Below are 18844 nucleotides of genomic sequence, written 5' to 3'. Positions count from 1 at the left end.
ATCCTATATCCTTTGCGAAAATGGAGCTGCTCGCAGATATCGGCAACCACAGCTGCCGTGGCTGAAGCTGTTACGGCAATTACCTGAACATGCGGTATGGCATCGCGGATATCCGCAATCAAACGGTAATCCCTACGAAAATCGTTTCCCCATTGAGAGATACAGTGCGCCTCATCCACAACCAGCAAATTCACTTTGCGGGACAACGTCTTCAACTTCTCCTGAAACAGTTCGGAAGAAATACGTTCAGGAGAAATGTAAAGGAACTTATAATCTCCCAAGATACAATTATCCAGTTGTTGCAAAATCTCCCAATGCGGCATTTCGGAACTGATAAACGCCGACAGAATCCCTCGCTTTTGTAGGTTCTTTACCTGGTCCTTCATTAAAGCGACAAGCGGACTGATCACAAGGCAAATACCCGAATTCGCCAATGCAGGCACCTGGAAGGTAATGGATTTACCTCCTCCCGTCGGCATAAGCGCCAATGTATCATGCCCGGACAGAATACTGTCTATGACTTCTGCCTGTCCCGGCCGGAACCCGTCATAGCCCCAGTAGTGCTTCAGAACTTGTAATGGATGGTGCATATTCAAATGTTTTCACAAAGATAGAACATCCGGACCAACAAAAAAAGGCCTACTCCTTTTGGGAGCAGAGCCTTTCACATAAACATATATCAATCCAACCATCTTCGGTCAATTCTTGAAGACCAAACCGGCACCGTTGCTGTCGATTGTGATCGGGCGATCTTTGTTGATCTTTCCGCCCAACAACTCTTTGGACAGTTCGTTCAGGACATACTTCTGGATGACACGTTTTACAGGACGGGCACCAAACTGCGGGTCGAACCCTTTGTCTGAAATAAATGCCAGAGCTGCATCCGTAAATTCCAGCGCAATCCCATTCTGGGCCAGCATCTTCTTCACACTATTCAGCTGAACAGTCACGATCTTGCGGATCTCTTCTTCGTTGAGCGGAGTAAACATGATGATGTCATCGATACGGTTCAGGAACTCTGGGCGAATTGTCTTCTTCAGTAATTCCAACACCTGGACCTTCGTTTCATCCACTACCTGATCGTGCGTTTCGGGTGTCATCTTCTCGAAGTTTTCACGAATCAAGGACGATCCCATGTTACTGGTCATAATAATGATCGTATTCTTGAAGTTGACAACACGTCCCTTATTGTCGGTCAGCCGTCCATCATCCAATACCTGCAAAAGGATATTGAATACATCCGGATGAGCCTTTTCGATTTCATCAAACAGGACGACCGAATAAGGTTTACGGCGGATCGCTTCCGTCAACTGGCCACCTTCATCATAGCCGACATATCCCGGAGGCGCACCAATCAGACGAGTCGCACTAAACTTTTCCTGATATTCACTCATATCGATACGAGTCATCATATTCTCGTCGTCGAACAGATATTCCGCCAACGCTTTGGCCAGCTCTGTCTTACCGACACCTGTCGTACCGAGGAAAATAAATGAACCGATCGGTCGTTTCGGGTCCTGTAATCCGGCACGGCTACGACGCACAGCATCAGCAATAGCACTGATGGCCTCCTCCTGCCCGATAACACGCGTGTGCAATTCAGATTCCAGATGGAGTAATTTTTCCTTTTCACTCTGCATCATCTTGCTGACAGGAATTCCCGTCCAACGAGATACCACATCGGCGATATCTTCACTGTCCACTTCCTCCTTGATCATGGCGGAAGCACCTTGCATCGTCTTCAGTTTCTCCTGGACTTCCCTGATCTCTTCCTCCTTTTGTTTGATCTTTCCGTAACGGATTTCGGCTACTTTACCGTAGTCGCCTTCACGTTCGGCCTTATCGGCTTCAAACTTCAGGTTTTCGATATCAATCTTATTCTGCTGAATCTTATTGATCTGCTCTTTTTCGCTTTGCCACTGAGCCTTCTGTTTCGTTTCTTCGTCCTTCAGGTCGGCAATTTCCTTATTGAGCTGTTCCAGCTTTCCTTTATCATTTTCACGCTTGATCGCTTCACGCTCGATTTCCAGTTGCTTGATACGGCGGGAAACCTCGTCGAGAGATTCCGGCACAGAGTCGATCTGCAAACGCAAACGGGCTGCAGCCTCATCCATCAGGTCGATCGCCTTATCGGGCAAGAACCGGTCAGTGATGTATCGTGTAGACAACTGGACGGCAGCAATGATGGCATCATCTTTGATACGGACCTTATGGTGGTTTTCATATTTTTCCTTCAAACCACGCAGGATGGAAATGGCATCCAATTCGTTCGGTTCGTCCACCATAACAATCTGGAAACGACGTTCGAGCGCCTTATCTTTCTCAAAATACTTCTGATATTCATCCAACGTCGTCGCACCGATCGAGCGCAATTCACCACGAGCCAAAGCTGGTTTCAGGATATTGGCGGCATCCATCGCACCTTCACCCTTACCGGCACCGACCAATGTATGGATCTCATCGATAAAAAGAATGATTTCCCCATCCGATTTAGTCACTTCACCCACTACAGCTTTCAAACGTTCTTCAAATTCGCCCTTATATTTGGCCCCGGCAACCAAAGCTCCCATATCCAAAGAGAAAATCTGTTTCGATTTCAAATTTTCCGGTACGTCACCCCGGACGATACGATGAGCAAGCCCCTCGGCAATCGCCGTCTTACCAACACCCGGTTCACCAATCAAAATCGGGTTGTTTTTCGTACGACGACTCAGGATCTGAAGTACACGGCGAATTTCGTCGTCACGACCGATCACCGGATCCAACTTGCCGCTACGGGCACGTTCGTTCAGATTGATCGCATATTTCCCCAGTGCATCATATGTGTCTTCGGCCGACTGGCTGGTTACTTTATTCCCTTTCCGCAATTCTTCAATCGCCTGGCGTAATTCATTTTCCGTCATACCGGCATCTTTCAGAATTTGAGAAGCAGTGCTCTTTTCCGTGAACAAAGCCAAAATAATCGGCTCCAAAGACACATACTGGTCTCCCATTTTGGATGAATAGCCGATTGCTTTCTGCAAAACAGTATTTGCTTCACTTGACAGATAAGGTTCTCCGCCTGATACCTTCGGTAGCGAACTGATCTGCGCATCCAATACACGATTCAGATTCTGGATATTGACACCCAGTTTCTGGAAGATGAAATTGGTCACACTTTCACCCGTCATAATGACACCTTTCAGCAAATGTATGGTTTCGATCGCCTGCTGCCCATTCTGGGTAGCAAGTTGCACGGCTTGCTGGACGGCCTCCTGTGCTTTAATTGTAAAATTGTTTAAATTCATATAGTTATACTCCTTTCAATTCTATTTTTATTTCTAAATTTCCACAGACATTCCTACAAAACAAATACCAGAAACAAAATATGTCATTTTGTCATATATTTTAAAACTTCGCATTAAAAAGAGCCTGTCGAACAGTCTCGTTTCACGCCGTTTTTTACATGTTTTCGGAAAAAGAACAAGACGGCTGGGAAAAAGGTTTACTTTTACCTCGTCAAGACAGGGCTTTTTCTACTTATAGAATTTCAGGAATATAAATTTAAGAAATATCTTCGGCAATAGTGTATCCTAATTCCCGGTCATCATTCTTATCTTGGAAAAGATAGGCATTCCCTTCAGGAGATTCAATATAATAAAGGTTTATATAAACAAAATCGGGATTGTCCCGTTTCAGGACTCTGGCCACATTATCAGGGACTTTTGTATCTAAACTGATTTCATACCTTGTCTCTTTCCAAAAATAATAATCAGTTTCAACCTCTCCTCTAAAAGAAACAAATTTAAGGGTGTCGTTATGAAGGACAAAATAATCATAATATCCTCCATTATTCTGATATCCTCTAATTTCAGAACCGTCATATTTCTTATAGATAAAGTCAAAATGAGCTTTCGGCAAATCAACAAACCAAGTAGAGTCATTCGGTGTTCATGTATATATAGCCAAGAACATCCCATCATCATTCAAACCTTTGTGTCAGTCATTTTCCAAATATCACCCACATACCAGATCGAAAATTCATTTTGATCTTTATCCATAAAATCTATTTGAGAAAAATTCGAATATTCCTGATAATTCAGGGAATCCTACAATCGTATTTTTTGATAAAATTCTTCAACAACTTCGACAAAAGCCTCTGGCAGCCGTCTCAACACTTCGATTTTCCAATCTTCGGACATTCCATAAAAGGCTTCTGCTATTCCTCCCGTAATGCAGGCCAACGTGTCTGAATCGCCACCGAGAGAAATGGCCAAACGGATTGCAGTTTCAAAATCCGTACTTTCCAAAAAAGCGACAATCGCCTCCGGGACAGTTCCCTGACAACTTGGGTTAAAGCAATAGTCCGGCCGGATCTCGTCACAGGAAAAATTCAAATCATATAAAAAAGTCGTTTCAATGTATTCCCGGATAGCTTGCTTGCTTTTTCCTGTACGAGCCAGATAGATGGCAGCAGCCACAGCTTGAGCACCTTTGATCCCTTCCGGATGGTTATGGGAAACGGCAGCCGTTTCTTCAGCCACTTGCAATGTTTTTTCCAATGAACCAAAAGCCCACCCAACTGCGCTAACCCGCATAGCCGAACCATTCCCCCTACTGTTATAAGGCTGTGGATTCGTTTCACAAAGCCATTGCCCGAAACGTGCTCCATAGCCTCCCATCGGACACGGAAACTCCCTGCCATAACGATGCATAACTTGCACGAGATTCCCTCCATACAATAGCCAGTCAGTCACGGCGACCGTCATAATCGTGTCGTCCGTATAATTGCTTTTCCTGGTAAATAACGGAAAAACCGTTGTCTTTATATTATCAAACTCATATACGGAACCGATAATATCTCCGACTATTGCTCCTATCATATTACTCTCATTTTTATTCGGACATAAAAATACAAAACAACCTCCTATATCTCAAACAGAAAGTGAAGTGACTTTCCGGCCCGAAACCTTCCGGCGGCATTGCCCGCATAAATCTCTCCACCCGTGAGCGTCAACTTCTTCACCGGAGCTCCGGTTTTAAAATCCAAGTCTTTGAAATTGATCCAAAAAATATCGGGGCTAAGCGTTGACTCGAAATAATACACTTTATTTTTTTGATCCGCTACCGTACGCCAGCGAGTCGAAGCAATATTAGGCTGTTCGGGGATAGAGATTCCCAAAGGAACCGAAACATTGCGCATCACACTAAAAACTCCGGCAACAGCCTGCCTGAAATTATCGGTTTGCGGTAATGCCTGGATATAAAACGATGCACGGACAAAGCGATCAGAAGCACGGTTTGTCCCGGGTAGCATAACCAGACCGCCAATCTCTTTCCAGTAATCATTCAAAGTCAACTGTTTGTCATAGGTAGGGGAATTTGTCATTATCTGGCATTCTCGTCCCTCATGAATAATCAGATTGCCGTTGATATATTCAAAGATGGCACTATTCCCGGTCGCATCCGAAATCGAGAGGTGCAAAGTCGATTTTGCTCCGTTAGGTAAATCAGGGTCATCGATACGGAAAGTTTCCAGGCTCAATTCATTCACAGCTTCGTCCACCGTCGCAAAATTATCCAAGACATATTGTGTCCAGATGCTCAATCCCATCACCGGACGACTATCATTCGGACGATGATAAGAGGATTCGGTCAAGAAAAGCAAGTTCGCCACCAGGCCTTTCTCATTCATACCGTCACAAACTCCGATATCATATCCGGCAGTCACGACACTCCCATATTTGGAAGTCCACGTCACCGTATTGTCCGTAATCCCTCCCCGTTTCTCCATTCCCCGAGGGAAAAGGTAAATATTCGATTGCGGATCCTCTTTCCAATCCATCGTCCGCCCTGTCACGATCATATCATCCGGTCCCAGATAGACCGCACGCGTACAAGCTTTGTTTTGCTCTGCAAAAAACATCATGCCTAAAGCTACCACTGAAAAGACGGCTAACTTATTTCTTTTTGCCATAACTATAATTTTAAATATGTCCAAACTATATTTATAACAGGGATATGAGAATGATAGTTCCAGTTGTTCAGAACAACTTGTAACAGAATAAAATCAACAATACCCCCTTTTTGTACCATTTTTCTATTTCATCGAAAATTCCGATCCATACTGTTCTTACGTTTTGGCAAGATTAGGATGCCCTATTAATTCAATTTAGATGGGAAAGAGGTGTCATTTTGATAACTGTGCCGAAAGATTCCTCCCTGTGAAAAAGGAGAAATGATATTTTGGTGAGGTTACCTCACTGAAAATATGTCAATAGAAGAAAATACATTACATTTGTCTTATCATTAAAATAAGTATTAGGAGATGAAAATTATAACATACAATGTAAACGGCCTGCGTGCCGCCGTAGGAAAAGGATTGCCCGAATGGCTGGCACAAGAACAACCCGACGTACTTTGCCTGCAGGAGACCAAGTTACAACCGGAACAATATCCAGCCGAAGCATTTGAAGCACTTGGCTACAAAGCGTGGCTTTTCAGTGCACAGAAGAAAGGCTACAGCGGAGTCGCAATCCTGAGCCGCCGAGAACCGGACCATGTAGAATATGGAATGGGAATCGAAAAATACGATAACGAGGGGCGTTTCATCCGGGCCGATTTCGGGGATCTGTCGGTGATCAGCGTTTACCACCCTTCGGGTACGAGCGGCGATGAGCGTCAGGCATTCAAGATGGAATGGTTGGAAGATTTCCAGAACTATGTAATGGAACTACAAAAATCGCGTCCGAAACTGATCTTATGCGGAGACTACAATATCTGCCACGAACCGATTGATATTCATGACCCAGTACGCAATGCGACGAACAGCGGCTTCCTTCCGGAAGAACGGGAATGGATGACTCGTTTCCTGGATGCCGGCTATATTGACACGTTCCGCCTCCTCAACCCGGACAAACAGGAATATACTTGGTGGAGTTATCGTTTCAGCGCTCGTGCCAAAAACAAGGGCTGGCGTATTGACTATTGCATGGTCAGCGAACCGATGAAAGCACAAGTGGAAAAAGCGTATATTTTAAATGAGGCTGTTCATTCGGATCATTGCCCGGCAGTGATCGAGGTGTCGTAAATCAAATTCCGCACTGCCTCTTGATAATCTGCCAACCGGGAACTTTTCAATATTTTTTTCCGGAGCCGTTTCTCTGCATCCGGCAACAGGTAATCCCAAAGGGTCTTCATCTTGTCGAGTACCTGGTGTTCGCCTCCCTCCAGACGGAAAGAATAGCCCGCTAACAGTAAGGTATGGAAAGCAGACAACTTCTCTATCTTCTCCTGAGCGGTAAGCGGGGTATCGGATATATATTCCGTTGCCAGCCAAGGAGAAGACAGCAGACCACGTCCGATCATGATACCTTTCAAACGGGGAAAACGTCTGGTTAACGAACGAATATCCGGCAAAGTCCGGATGTCTCCATTATAGAAAAGCGGAAGCGTGCATGAATCATAAAATCGGGAAAAGGCACTTAGGTCAGTCTTTCCTTTATATTGCTGCGTACCGATCCTGGGATGCAATGTGAGATGTGTGAGGGGCAATCCGTTCAAAAAAGGAAGAAGCGCTTGCGCCTCCTCAGGAGAATCCCAACCTAACCGCAGTTTGACCGAGAATTGTATCTCCGGGAATTCAAAAATCGTTTCCAACAACACTTTCACCTCATCCGGATAAGGCAGGATACCCGCTCCCCGATGTTGTCGTGCCTGCATCGGGAAAGGACAACCCAAATTAATATCAGCACGCCGGTACCCTGATTCACGAAACAAACCGGCAATCCGGCGGAACTCTTCGGGCGAAACTGCGATCATCTGGGGAACAAGTGAGGCGGATGTATTTGCTTCCGGTACAAGATCCCACAACTCCTTATTGCGAAAGCCAGTCTTTTCGAGACGGACAAACGGGGTGTAATAGGTTTCGACACCTCCGAATATTTGTGCATGTGCTTCCCTATAAACCGAGTCGGTATAACCCTGCAATGGGGCAAAATGAATAACATACGGTTCCATCATTCCGGAAACATTTCAATGAAAAGTGAATGAAGACGTGCTTTGGCCTCTTCAAAATCCTGCTCCATCCCCATCTCTTTCTCAAGCGAAGTAACCCCTTTATCTTTAAAGCCGCAAGGGTTGATCAAAGAGAAGTAATCCAAGTCGGTATTTATATTCAAAGCAAAACCGTGCATGGTGACAAAACGGCTGCTTTTCACACCGATCGCACAAATCTTACGGGCTTTTCTCGGTACACCAGGATCGATCCACACACCTGTAGCTCCCGCGAGCCGCTCCCCTTTAATGCCATAGATAGCTAAAAAGCGGATAATGGTTTCTTCCAACCTGTCGATATATTGCTTGAGTCCCAACTTCCAGGTATCGAGATCGAAGACCGGATATCCGGTGATTTGTCCGGGACCGTGATACGTGATATCCCCTCCCCGGTTGATATGGTAGAAAGAGATACCTCGCTGCACAAGCAGTTCTTCCGGGATCAGTAGGTTGGTGTCCTTACCACTTTTTCCAATAGTCAGTACCGGCTGATGTTCGCAGAAAAACAACCGGTTTTCCCCGGTCCTGCCTTGTGATTTCGCTTCCAACAAGGCGTTGAAAGCAATCGTCTGGCGTTCCAATGCCTTCTCATATTCGATACGTCCGAGGTCGTGATATATAAAATGACTCATATGATTATCGTTCTTATGTAAATATTTTTTTCGGGCAGACGGACCGTCGTGTCGGATTCCGCCCGGAGCTTCTTCCGTCTACGCACCTTCCTACTGCCGGATTCAGAATCGGGATCACCACTGTCATACCCCATTTCGATCTTAAGCAGTTTCCCCATCAGCGACATGATCTTCGTCTGCCGTTTCAGCATATAAGGAGAAGGTTTTGCAGAGTTGAACTTGCGGGGATTCGGCAAGGTCGCAGCGATCAAAGCCGCTTCCGCCTTTGTCAGTTTATAGGCCGGCTTTTTGAAATGAGCCTGTGCGACTGCTTCAGCACCATAAATACCGTCTCCCATTTCGATCGAGTTCAGATAAACTTCCATGATACGCTCTTTCCCCCAAATCCATTCGATCAGGACGGTGAAATAAGCTTCGATGCCTTTGCGCAAATAAGTCCTTCCGGGCCAGAGAAACACGTTCTTGGCAGTCTGTTGCGAGATAGTGCTCGCTCCTCGTACACGTTTGCCTTTTTCGGCATCGGCACGAGCTTTCTGAATCTGTATCATATCGAAACCGTCATGGTCGAGAAAAAGATTGTCTTCCGAAGCCACGACCGCCTGTGCCAATGGCTGGGCAATTTGTTTCAAAGGCATCCATTTGTGTTCCAGCTTGATGGGCTTGCTATCCCGCACCTGTTCGTAGACGCGGATGAACATCAGCGGAGTGTAGTAAACAGGTATGAACTTATATGCCACCACAGCCAACAAACTAGAAACAAACAGGAACAGCAACAGGTTCCGGCTTCCTATCAGTATTTTTTTCAATATGCGCATCGATTCTTGTCTTTTCGGACAGCAAACTTACGGATTTATTTCCAATATTGTTCCATCTGCTCTAGTGTCCTACCCTTTGTTTCGGGAACGAATTTCCATATAAATAGGGCAGCCAGAACTCCCATGACACCATAAACCCAGTAGGCCATGCCATGATTGAACGTATCGGTCAGATACTGGTTCTTATCGAGCATCGGGAAAGTCCAGGAGACAAGGAAATTGGCAATCCACTGCCCGGCAACGGCAATACTCATAACAGTCGAACGGATCGTATTCGGGAAAATCTCTGCCAGCAATACCCAACAGACCGGCCCCCACGACATCGCGAAACCAGCCGTGTACACCAACATACAAACTAACGAACCGATACCGACAGAATGCGTATAGAAAGTCGTCCCCAAGATCATCATCGAGACGGCCATGACCAATGCTCCGATAATCATCAACGGACGGCGACCGAACCGATCGACCGTAAAGATAGCCAGCACGGTAAAAGAGAGGTTCACGGCTCCTACCACGATCTGTTGTAACAAGGCGGCATCAGTGGCGGCCCCCATTGTCTTAAAGATCTCCGGCGCATAATACAACACGACGTTGATCCCGACAAACTGCTGGAAACCGGACAAAAGGACACCGACAAATATGATCAGCACGCCGAATGAACGCACCGGGAAGACCAGAGATACAAAAAAGCTACCAATCAAAGCGATCTCCAAAGCACTCGTGTTTCCAGCCAGTTCCAATGCTCCATACAAAAGCAGAAACAACACCAGCCACATCCCCATAAACAGAAAATAGGGACGCATGGAGGGTTCCTGTTTCCTGAAACTTTCTTTTATTTCCACCAATTCAGGTGCTGCTCTTTCTTTTCCCATCAAACGATCCAATACAGACAGTGCCTTATCCGTCTTACCGCGCATCACCAAATAACGAGGCGTTTCCGGTACAAACATCAGAAGGGCCAGAAAGAGCAAAGCCGGGACGATTTCGGACGCGAACATCCAACGCCAGCCGATCGTATGCAACCAGACGGCATCTCCCTGCAACGCGATACTGTAATTCACAAAATAGACGACAAGCATACCGAAAATAATCGCGAACTGATTCCATGACACCAGATTTCCTCGTTTCTCCGCCGGGGCCATCTCAGCAATATACATCGGGGAAACCATAGAAGCCAAACCGACTCCTACTCCTCCGACAATCCGGTAAAACACAAAAAGGTACATGAACGTGTGATCTCCGCTACCAGGCATCCCGACAAACAACTCCGGCCACGCCGAACCGATTGCCGACAACAAAAACAGGATGGCAGCCAACACAAGCGTAGGTTTCCGTCCATACCGCTGGCTGATCCAACCGGCAAAAGAAGCACCTAAGATACAACCGATCAGGGCACTGCTTACAACGAATCCTTCAAGCGCATTTGCCTGATCCAATGGTAGCCCGAAAGGTTCGATAAAGAATTTACGCAGCGATTCAACCGTCCCGGATATCACCGCTGTATCATATCCGAATAATAATCCCCCCAATGTCGCCACGAGGGTAATTCCAAAAATGTAATAGTTGTTGTTTTTCACGATAGAGATTCATATAGGTAAATAATGTTTTATCCGTTACTTTTGGTTTGATTCAAAAGTAACGGATAAAACATTATTTATATGTTATTAAATGTACTGGTTGATAATCATCTCATACAATTCCTGTTTCCCGCTGATCTGCTTCGGTTCGCCAGAGGCAAGAGCGATTGTACGCAGGTCTTCGAGGAGAAGTTTACCTTCTTCGAACTTCTTACCGTCACCCTGGTCGAAACTAGCGTAACGTTCGGCACGCATTTTCTTGTAATCAGAATGTTCCAGGATATCGGCAGCAGCCATCAAAGCACGGGCAAAAGAATCCATACCACTGATATGAGCCAGAAAAATATCATCCAGATCGGTCGAGTTACGACGTGTCTTGGCATCGAAGTTCGTACCTCCGGTAGTCAAGCCGCCTGCTTCGAGGATAACCAGCCAAGCCTGTGTCAGTTCGTAGATGTCAACCGGGAACTGATCCGTATCCCAACCATTCTGATAATCACCACGGTTGGCATCGATACTGCACAACATACCGGCATCGGCGGCAGCCTGAAGTTCATGCTCAAATGTATGCCCGGCCAATGTGGCATGGTTCACTTCGATATTAATGGCAAAATCCTTGTCGAGACCATAATGGCGCAAGAAGCCGATAACCGTTTCCGTATCCACGTCATACTGATGTTTAGTCGGTTCCATCGGTTTAGGCTCTACCAGGAAAGTTCCTTTGAACCCGTTCTTGCGGGCATAGTCACGTGCCATCGTCAACATCATGGCAAGATGTTCCTTTTCGCGTTTCATATTGGTGTTCAGCAAGCTCATATAGCCTTCACGTCCCCCCCAGAACACATAGTTTTCGCCACCTAAGGCAATACAAGCGTCGATCGCGTTCTTGATCTGCGTGCCGGCACAAGCCACAGCAGGGAAATAAGGATTTGTGGCAGCCCCGTTCATATAACGTTTATGTCCGAACACATTGGCGGTAGACCACAACAGCTTCTTCCCCGTCGCTTCCTGATGTTGTTTGGCATATTCGACCATCGTATGCAGGTCCTTTTCAAATTCGGCCAACGTCGGTGCTTCATCTACGACATCCACATCGTGGAAACAATAGTAAGGTATGTTACATTTCGTCATAAATTCGAAAGCAGCATCCATCTTATACTTGGCACGGGAAATACGGTCTGCGCCCGCATTCCAAGGAAATGTCTTCGTTCCGCCACCGAACTGGTCGGCTCCCTCCGCACATAATGTATGCCAATAGGCCATAGCGAAACGCAGGTGGTCTTTCAGAGTTTTACCCATTACGACCTTGTTTTCATCATAGTAATGAAAAGCCATCGGATTTTTTGACTCGCGTCCTTCAAACTCTATTTTTCCAATTCCCGGAAAAAATTCTTTTTCACCTTTAAAGTAATTCATGATAATAAGTATTTTATTGATTATACAATGCTTTCGTTTATTACGCCAATGCTTTCTCCAACCGTTCTTTCCAGACCTCGAAAGCCCCGCAGTATTTATCCGCTTTCAGTCCGTCCGGCTCTATCACATTGATCTTTTTCAGGGAAGCAAACGCCTCTTCCGCCGACGCATAGATGCCGGCCCCGATACCGGCGCCTTTGGCAGCCCCGACAGCCCCGTTCGTATCGTAAAGTTCGATCACCGTTCCTGTCACACCAGCCAACGCATCCCGGAAAATAGGGCTTAGGAACAGGTTGGCATTACCGGCACGGATCACCCCGATATCGATCCCCATCTCATTCATGATATCCATGCCATATTTGAAAGAGAAGACAATCCCTTCCTGTGCGGCACGGGCGATATGAGCTTTATTATGAATGTTGAAATTCAGCCCGTGAATGGAGCAATCCACCTGCTTGTTCTGTAACATACGCTCCGCACCGTTCCCGAAAGGCAGAATCGAGAGGCCCTCCGAACCGATCGGAACAGTCGCCGCCAGCTCGTTCAAAGCAGGATAGCTTATACCTTCCGGGGCCACATTCCGCTTCACCCATGAATTGAGGATTCCCACACCGTTAATACACAGCAGGACACCCAAGCGCGTCCGGTCGGCCGAATGGTTCACATGCGCAAACGTATTCACACGGGACAGCGTGTCGTAGTTCACCTTGCCGTTCACACCATACACGACCCCCGACGTACCGCCCGTAGCGGCTATCTCGCCCGGATTCAGGACATTTAGCGACAACGCATTGTTGGGTTGGTCACCGGCCCGATAGGTAACCGGCGTACCCTTCTTCAAACCCAACTCCGAAGCGACCGATCCGAGCAATTCCCCCTGCACACCGAAAGTCGGACGGATATCCGGAACCAGTTCCTTGCTGAACCCGAAATAGTTCATCAGATCTTCAGAAACGCTATTATTCCGGAAATCCCAGAAAATTCCTTCCGAAAGGCCTGAAACAGTCGTGACGATATCGCCCGTCATGCGCATGGCAATAAAGTCGCCAGGCAACATGAATTTATGCACCTGTCCGAATATCTGCGGTTCATACTCTTTTACCCATGCCAATTTGGAAGCCGTAAAGTTTCCGGGAGAATTCAAAAGATGTGCCAGGCATTGCTTTTCGCCGATCGACTTGAAAGCGCGATCCCCATAAGGCACCGCACGACTGTCGCACCAGATCACCGACGGACGCAGCACCTGCATCTTCCTGTCCACCAATACGAGCCCATGCATCTGGTACGAGATGCCGATCGCATCTATCTCCGTTCCCTTGATGCCCGCCTTCGCGATCGCACCCTTTATCGCTTCTTTCAGATACATCCACCAGTCATCCGGATTCTGCTCCGCCCATCCGGGACGCACGGCTTTGATCGCCGCCTCTTCTTTCGGATAAAAATCAGAGGCAAGCGTCAACCCCGTATCTTTATCGACAATAGAAGCCTTCACCGAAGAACTTCCGATATCACAACCTAATAAACACATACTATATCATATCTTATTAAACTTCGAATGCAACTTGTTATATTTCACCTTATCGAACCGGTAATAGCGGGCTGCCCGATGATTCACTCCCGTTTCCACTTCATCCGTCTGCACGACATATTCCATCGCCGTCATCTTTTTATGGAAATTGCGTACATCTATCGTCTTATTATAAATGATCTCAAAAATGCGCCGCAACTGATAGGCCGTAAACTTTGACGGAAGATAATCGAAAACGATACCCGGTTCGACATCCACCCACCGCCGTATCTCTTCGCCGGCAGCTTCAACAATTTCCTTATGGTCGAATGGCAGATGTGGCAATTCATTTATAGGTGCCCAGATAAGGGTATCGGACATCTCCCCCATCGTCATTTTCTTCCCGAACTTACACAACGCCAGATAAGCGACCGTCACGATTCGTGTGATTTTCATTTTGGAAGCATTTTCCAGCCATTGCACATCCTCTTTATTCTTGGTACGGGCAGGAGAGCCGAAACTGCGGAACTGTTTCAAGGCTACACGTTTCAGACCTGTCGCTTCGTTCAAGACACGATAAGCGGCCGTATCCAGATCTTCACTCTCATAAATCAAGCTTCCCGGCAATTTGTAGTGTTTCTCGTTACTACCGGCAACTTGTCTTTCGACGAGCAACACGCACAGTTTATCTTCGTTTGTCCCAAGCAATACGCAATCGACCGAAACGTGCGGATAAAACATTTCATGCTTATTTTCCTGTGTTTCCATAATATCCCAATAAAGATTCTCCGCAAATATAAGGTTAAAACGACATACGACATAATGTAATTCGAACAATATCTACTCAAAAGGCTAAAAAGCCCGTTATTTAACATACATTATCACTCACAGAAAAAGGAACTGTATCAAACCTGAATTTTAATGCGATTATCCGGAAAGGGAAGAAACTTCTAACATTTATTTAATACATTTGTTATTAAAAAAAGACGTACTATGGATATCAAACATCTACAGTTCTCATTCCGAATGTACTGGGCGAATATGAAGGGCTTGCTGAACATGGTGGCCGAAGGGATCATACTCGTCGCCTCTCTCGCCTCCCTCTTCATTCTGGTCTATCAGTTCGGATTCAAATATTCGGCCCATGTCACCCATATGTTGGAAACCAGCCGGGTTTACCTCCTGCTGGCTTTCTTTACCGGGATATCGCTTCGGTATATTTTGAAATTCAAAGAGATCATACAAGAGAAAATGTTATACCTGGATATCGGCATTTATTTTTTCCTCTTTGCCGTGCTATCGGGCAAAGTATTCTTCAAAGAAGCCATCCACCAGTCGCTGCCCTACCTCGGTTTCCTCACGGAACCGCTGTTCGTTTATTTCCTCCTGCTGTTGCTGAGCGCCATCCATTTGTCGCGGCAGACATTCACGCTGTTACAAAGCCATATCAAGCCGTCCCTCCTGTTCCTGCTGAGTTTCGTGTTCGTCATCCTTGTCGGTTCGGGATTGCTGATGTTGCCAAACGCCACGGTGCACGGGATTCATTTCGTAGATGCCCTGTTCATCTCGACCACCTCCGTCTGTGTGACCGGACTGACGACAGTCGATGTGGCAACGACATTCACGCATACAGGACATATCATCATCATGCTTCTTATCCAGATCGGCGGTATAGGAGTCATGACTTTCACCAGCTTTTTTGCCCTTTCTTTCATGGGGCATTCATCTTTCACCAGCAAGCTCGTTCTGAAAGACATGCTGAACGAAGACCGGGTGAACGGGCTGTTCCGGGTGATCCTTAACATCCTGTTCGTGACACTGTTTATCGAAGGTGTAGGGGCCTACCTGATTTATCTGGATATAAAGGGAGGGCTGCCGGGAGGCACGCAGGAAGAAGTGTTCTACGCTGTGTTTCATGCCGTTTCGGCTTTCTGCAATGCTGGGATCTCGACGCTGAGCGGAAACATGTATGACCCGCTGGTCGCCCAAAAATACAACCTGCATGTCTGGATCGCCCTGCTCATCGTATTCGGCGGGCTAGGTTTCCCGATTGTTTTCAACTACCTGAAGCTGTTACGACATCTGCTTGTCAATACATTCAAGATCGTAATCGGACAGCAGAAGCATTATATCCATACCCCCAGAATTATCAATATCAACACGTACATCGTGATGATCAGCACGTTGGTATTGCTTGCCGGCGGTACATTTTTCTACTATCTGCTGGAAATGGACAATACGCTCGCCGGATTGCCGTTCAGAGGACAGCTTGCCAATGCATTCCTGGGAGCCGTCACCCCGCGTACGGCCGGATTCTGCGTTGCGGATATGGGGACGCTGACTACCGGAACACTCATGCTGACACTGATCCTGATGATAATAGGCGCCGCTCCCATGTCTACCGGCGGCGGTTTGAAAGTAACGACCGTCTGTGTCGCCCTGCTGACCGCACACAACGCCGCCCGCGGGAAAGAGAATGTGGAAATCCGCAAACGTGAAATATCACCGGAAACCATACGCAGGGCTTTCGCCACAATCGTTTTCTATTTCTGCTGGCTGGGGGCGGCCGTCTGGATATTGTCCATTACCGAAAAAGACGTACCGGTCTTCACCTTGATCTTCGAAGTCGTGTCGGCACTCAGCACGGTAGGGTTAAGTTTGAACTTCAGCCCGTTACTGAGCATTTCGGGAAAACTGGTCATCATCTTCACCATGCTGGTCGGACGTATCGGCATACTGGCCTTCTTTATCAGTTTCTACAAGGAATACAAAAAGAAGAATTACACCTATCCACAGGAAAATATATTAATGTAACATAAAGAATACAATATGAAATATTTAGTAATCGGATTAGGAAACCTGGGACGCGCCATCGCCGAAAGCCTGACACGCATCGGCAATGAAGTGATCGGCGTAGATATCAACCCGCACAAGACCGAAGCGGTCAAACACACCATATCCGGAGCAATCAGCCTCGACACGACGGACAAAGACGCCTTGAACACGCTACCACTGAACGAGATGGATGCCATCTTCGTCACCTTCGGCAAGGACTTCGGGACCTCCATACAGACTGTAGCCCTGCTAAAGAACTTAGATGTGAACAAACTGATCGTACGAGGGATTTCTCCCATCCACGAGGCAGTGATCCGTTCGATCGGTGTAGCGGAGATCATCACTCCGGAAGATGATTTCGCCGGTATGTACGCATCCCAATCCTTACTTGGGGAACTCTTCAAACAATGGTACAGAGTGACGGACACACACCATCTCTACAAGATAAAAGCACCTGTCACCTTTGTCGGACAGACCCTGCAGACCATAGACCTGGAAGAGAATTTCGGAGTGCGCCTTGTCGGCATCGAACACCCCAAGACAGAACGCAACCTGATCGGGTTAAAACAAACCCAATACTCCGTCATCGACAAAATCACCGGAGACCTGAGAGTCGAAGAAGGTGATCTGCTCATCCTTTTCGGCAAGATGGAAGTGTTGCACAGGCTGGCAGATATCTGACGCCGGTTTATTCTTTCTGAGGTATCTTGGAAACCAAAACCTTATCTATACGGGCGCCGTCCATATCGACGATCTCGAATTCGAAGTTCAACCAGCTCAATTTCTCACCGGTCTTCGGAACCCGTTCCAGAATCTCCAGGATCAGGCCGCTGAGCGTATTATAGTCATGCTCGGCATACAAATCTTCCATGTCGAAATATTCAAGGAAGTCATAGAAGTTGTACTGCCCGTCCACCAGCCAGGTCCCGTCGGACCGCTCGACGATCTCGGCCTCTTCCCCCACATCGGGAACCTGCCCGATCAGACCTTCCATGATATCTTTCAAGGTGACGATCCCCTGGATGCCTCCGAACTCGTCCGTGACGATGCCATATTTCACACGTGCCTGCTTGAACTGTTCCAACGCATTATACACACTCTGGTTTTCCGGCATAAACTCCGCCGGACGAATCACCTGCGACAAAGAGAAATCCGGCTCGTCGATACGGCCGAACAAGTCTTTCAGATAGACGACGCCTTTGATATCGTCAAACTTTCCGGCAGCAACCGGATAGATGTTGAAAAGATTTTCCTGGACTTTCTCGCGTATCTGCTCGATACTGTCCGTCAGGTCCAGCCAGACAAGCTCGCTGCGGTGTGTCATGATAGAACCGACATTACGGTCGCCCAGATTGAACACGCGTTCCACGATGTCCTGCTCGACTTCCTGCACTTCGCCGACATCAAAGCCTTCTTTGACAATCGCCTTGATCTCCTCCTCCGTCACCTTGTTTTCTTCAGTCGCATCGGTTCCGATCAGTCTGACGGTCAACGCCGTACTCTTGGATAACAGCCACACGAAAGGCGAGGCGACCAGCGAAAGGAAATTCATCGGTTTGGCAACGAGCATCGACACACGCTCAGCATAGCCCATACCGATACGTTTGGGGACCAGCTCGCCCATAATCAATGTCAGATAAGTGACGATCACGACAATAGTGGTTTTGGAAACTCCCAACGCATAAGGTTCCAGAAAAGGAATGCGGCGGACATGCTCGGCCAGGTCATAGGCAAAAGCCTCGCCCGAATACAAACCGGTCAGAATACCGATAAGCGTAATCCCGATCTGGATGGTAGAGAGAAACCGGTCCGGTTCGTTTGCCAGCTTCAAAGCAGTCTTGGCAGATTTGTTTCCACGTTTTGCTTCCAGCTCAAGACGAGCCTTACGAGCTGACACCAAAGCAATTTCCGACATAGAAAGAAGGCCGTTCAATAAGATAAGACCGATAATAATAAATATTTCCATTTGCTATATACACAGCGATTGATTAGAGAGGCGAAGATATGAATTATTCGAACTCTCAC

General features: G+C 47.0%; 16 protein-coding genes. 3 read left to right on the top strand and 13 right to left on the bottom strand.

Going from position 1 to position 18844, the window contains the following annotated elements; all coding sequences use genetic code 11:
- The 5 genes from BHV83_RS16630 to BHV83_RS16610 all read right to left on the bottom strand — a co-directional run.
- Positions 1–590: DEAD/DEAH box helicase (locus BHV83_RS16630; protein WP_286757773.1), on the bottom strand; the 590-nt coding region annotated here is incomplete at its 3' end.
- Positions 591–698: 108 nt separating this feature from the next.
- Positions 699–3287 (bottom strand): ATP-dependent chaperone ClpB, encoded by a 2589-nt coding sequence (gene clpB, locus BHV83_RS16625; RefSeq protein WP_122205837.1) that lies wholly within the window; start codon positions 3285–3287, stop codon positions 699–701.
- Between the two features lie 256 nt (positions 3288–3543).
- On the bottom strand, positions 3544–3900 hold the full coding sequence (locus BHV83_RS16620; RefSeq protein ID WP_005648718.1) for a hypothetical protein: 357 nt from the start codon (positions 3898–3900) through the stop codon (positions 3544–3546).
- A gap of 188 nt (positions 3901–4088) precedes the next feature.
- The gene (locus BHV83_RS16615; protein WP_005648716.1) at positions 4089–4862 is read right to left on the bottom strand and encodes an ADP-ribosylglycohydrolase family protein; all 774 of its coding nucleotides are present in this window, start codon (positions 4860–4862) and stop codon (positions 4089–4091) included.
- A gap of 44 nt (positions 4863–4906) precedes the next feature.
- The gene (locus BHV83_RS16610; RefSeq protein ID WP_005648713.1) at positions 4907–5956 is read right to left on the bottom strand and encodes a linear amide C-N hydrolase; all 1050 of its coding nucleotides are present in this window, start codon (positions 5954–5956) and stop codon (positions 4907–4909) included.
- Between the two features lie 351 nt (positions 5957–6307).
- Here BHV83_RS16610 and BHV83_RS16605 point away from each other — a divergent pair, with 351 nt between their 5' ends.
- The gene (locus BHV83_RS16605; RefSeq protein WP_005647183.1) at positions 6308–7069 is read left to right on the top strand and encodes an exodeoxyribonuclease III; all 762 of its coding nucleotides are present in this window, start codon (positions 6308–6310) and stop codon (positions 7067–7069) included.
- On the opposite strand, the gene BHV83_RS16600 is transcribed toward BHV83_RS16605, so the two are convergent.
- The 7 genes from BHV83_RS16600 to BHV83_RS16570 form a co-directional block, all read right to left on the bottom strand.
- Positions 7039–8001, bottom strand: a complete 963-nt coding sequence (locus BHV83_RS16600) for a tRNA-dihydrouridine synthase family protein (RefSeq protein WP_122205838.1) — start codon at positions 7999–8001, stop codon at positions 7039–7041. The genes BHV83_RS16605 and BHV83_RS16600 overlap by 31 nt on opposite strands.
- A complete protein-coding gene (gene lipB / locus BHV83_RS16595) occupies positions 7998–8666 on the bottom strand; it encodes a lipoyl(octanoyl) transferase LipB (RefSeq protein ID WP_122205839.1) in 669 nt (222 codons plus the stop codon). Before lipB ends, BHV83_RS16600 begins: the two co-directional genes overlap by 4 nt.
- Entirely contained in the window at positions 8663–9481 is an 819-nt protein-coding gene (gene mtgA / locus BHV83_RS16590; RefSeq protein WP_005647186.1) for a monofunctional biosynthetic peptidoglycan transglycosylase, read from the bottom strand. The genes lipB and mtgA overlap by 4 nt, the downstream gene beginning before the upstream one ends.
- Positions 9482–9516: 35 nt before the next feature.
- Entirely contained in the window at positions 9517–11061 is a 1545-nt protein-coding gene (gene xylE, locus BHV83_RS16585; protein WP_122205840.1) for a D-xylose transporter XylE, read from the bottom strand.
- Between the two features lie 87 nt (positions 11062–11148).
- A complete protein-coding gene (xylA, locus tag BHV83_RS16580) occupies positions 11149–12477 on the bottom strand; it encodes a xylose isomerase (RefSeq protein ID WP_005635242.1) in 1329 nt (442 codons plus the stop codon).
- A 40-nt stretch (positions 12478–12517) separates the two neighbouring features.
- Positions 12518–14005: a xylulokinase gene (locus BHV83_RS16575; RefSeq protein WP_005648708.1), complete on the bottom strand. Its 1488-nt coding sequence runs from the start codon at positions 14003–14005 to the stop codon at positions 12518–12520.
- A 6-nt stretch (positions 14006–14011) separates the two neighbouring features.
- Positions 14012–14752, bottom strand: coding sequence for an NUDIX hydrolase (locus tag BHV83_RS16570; protein ID WP_036658802.1), 741 nt, complete (start codon positions 14750–14752; stop codon positions 14012–14014).
- Between the two features lie 225 nt (positions 14753–14977).
- Between BHV83_RS16570 and BHV83_RS16565 the strand changes: the two genes are divergently transcribed.
- Both BHV83_RS16565 and BHV83_RS16560 read left to right on the top strand, forming a co-directional pair.
- Positions 14978–16798: a TrkH family potassium uptake protein gene (locus BHV83_RS16565; RefSeq protein WP_286757763.1), complete on the top strand. Its 1821-nt coding sequence runs from the start codon at positions 14978–14980 to the stop codon at positions 16796–16798.
- Between the two features lie 15 nt (positions 16799–16813).
- The gene (locus tag BHV83_RS16560; protein WP_005648702.1) at positions 16814–17500 is read left to right on the top strand and encodes a potassium channel family protein; all 687 of its coding nucleotides are present in this window, start codon (positions 16814–16816) and stop codon (positions 17498–17500) included.
- Between the two features lie 7 nt (positions 17501–17507).
- Here the strand turns inward: BHV83_RS16560 and BHV83_RS16555 are convergent, their stop codons facing one another.
- Positions 17508–18785 carry a hemolysin family protein gene (locus tag BHV83_RS16555; RefSeq protein ID WP_005635249.1) on the bottom strand — a complete coding sequence of 426 codons (1278 nt, stop codon included), beginning with the start codon at positions 18783–18785 and terminating at the stop codon, positions 17508–17510.
- Positions 18786–18844: the final 59 nt, after the last annotated feature.

Source organism: Parabacteroides sp. merdae-related_45_40 (assembly GCF_001915675.1).
The sequence above is the reverse complement of the archived record's forward strand: the minus strand, read 5'-3'. Positions and strand labels throughout refer to the sequence as shown.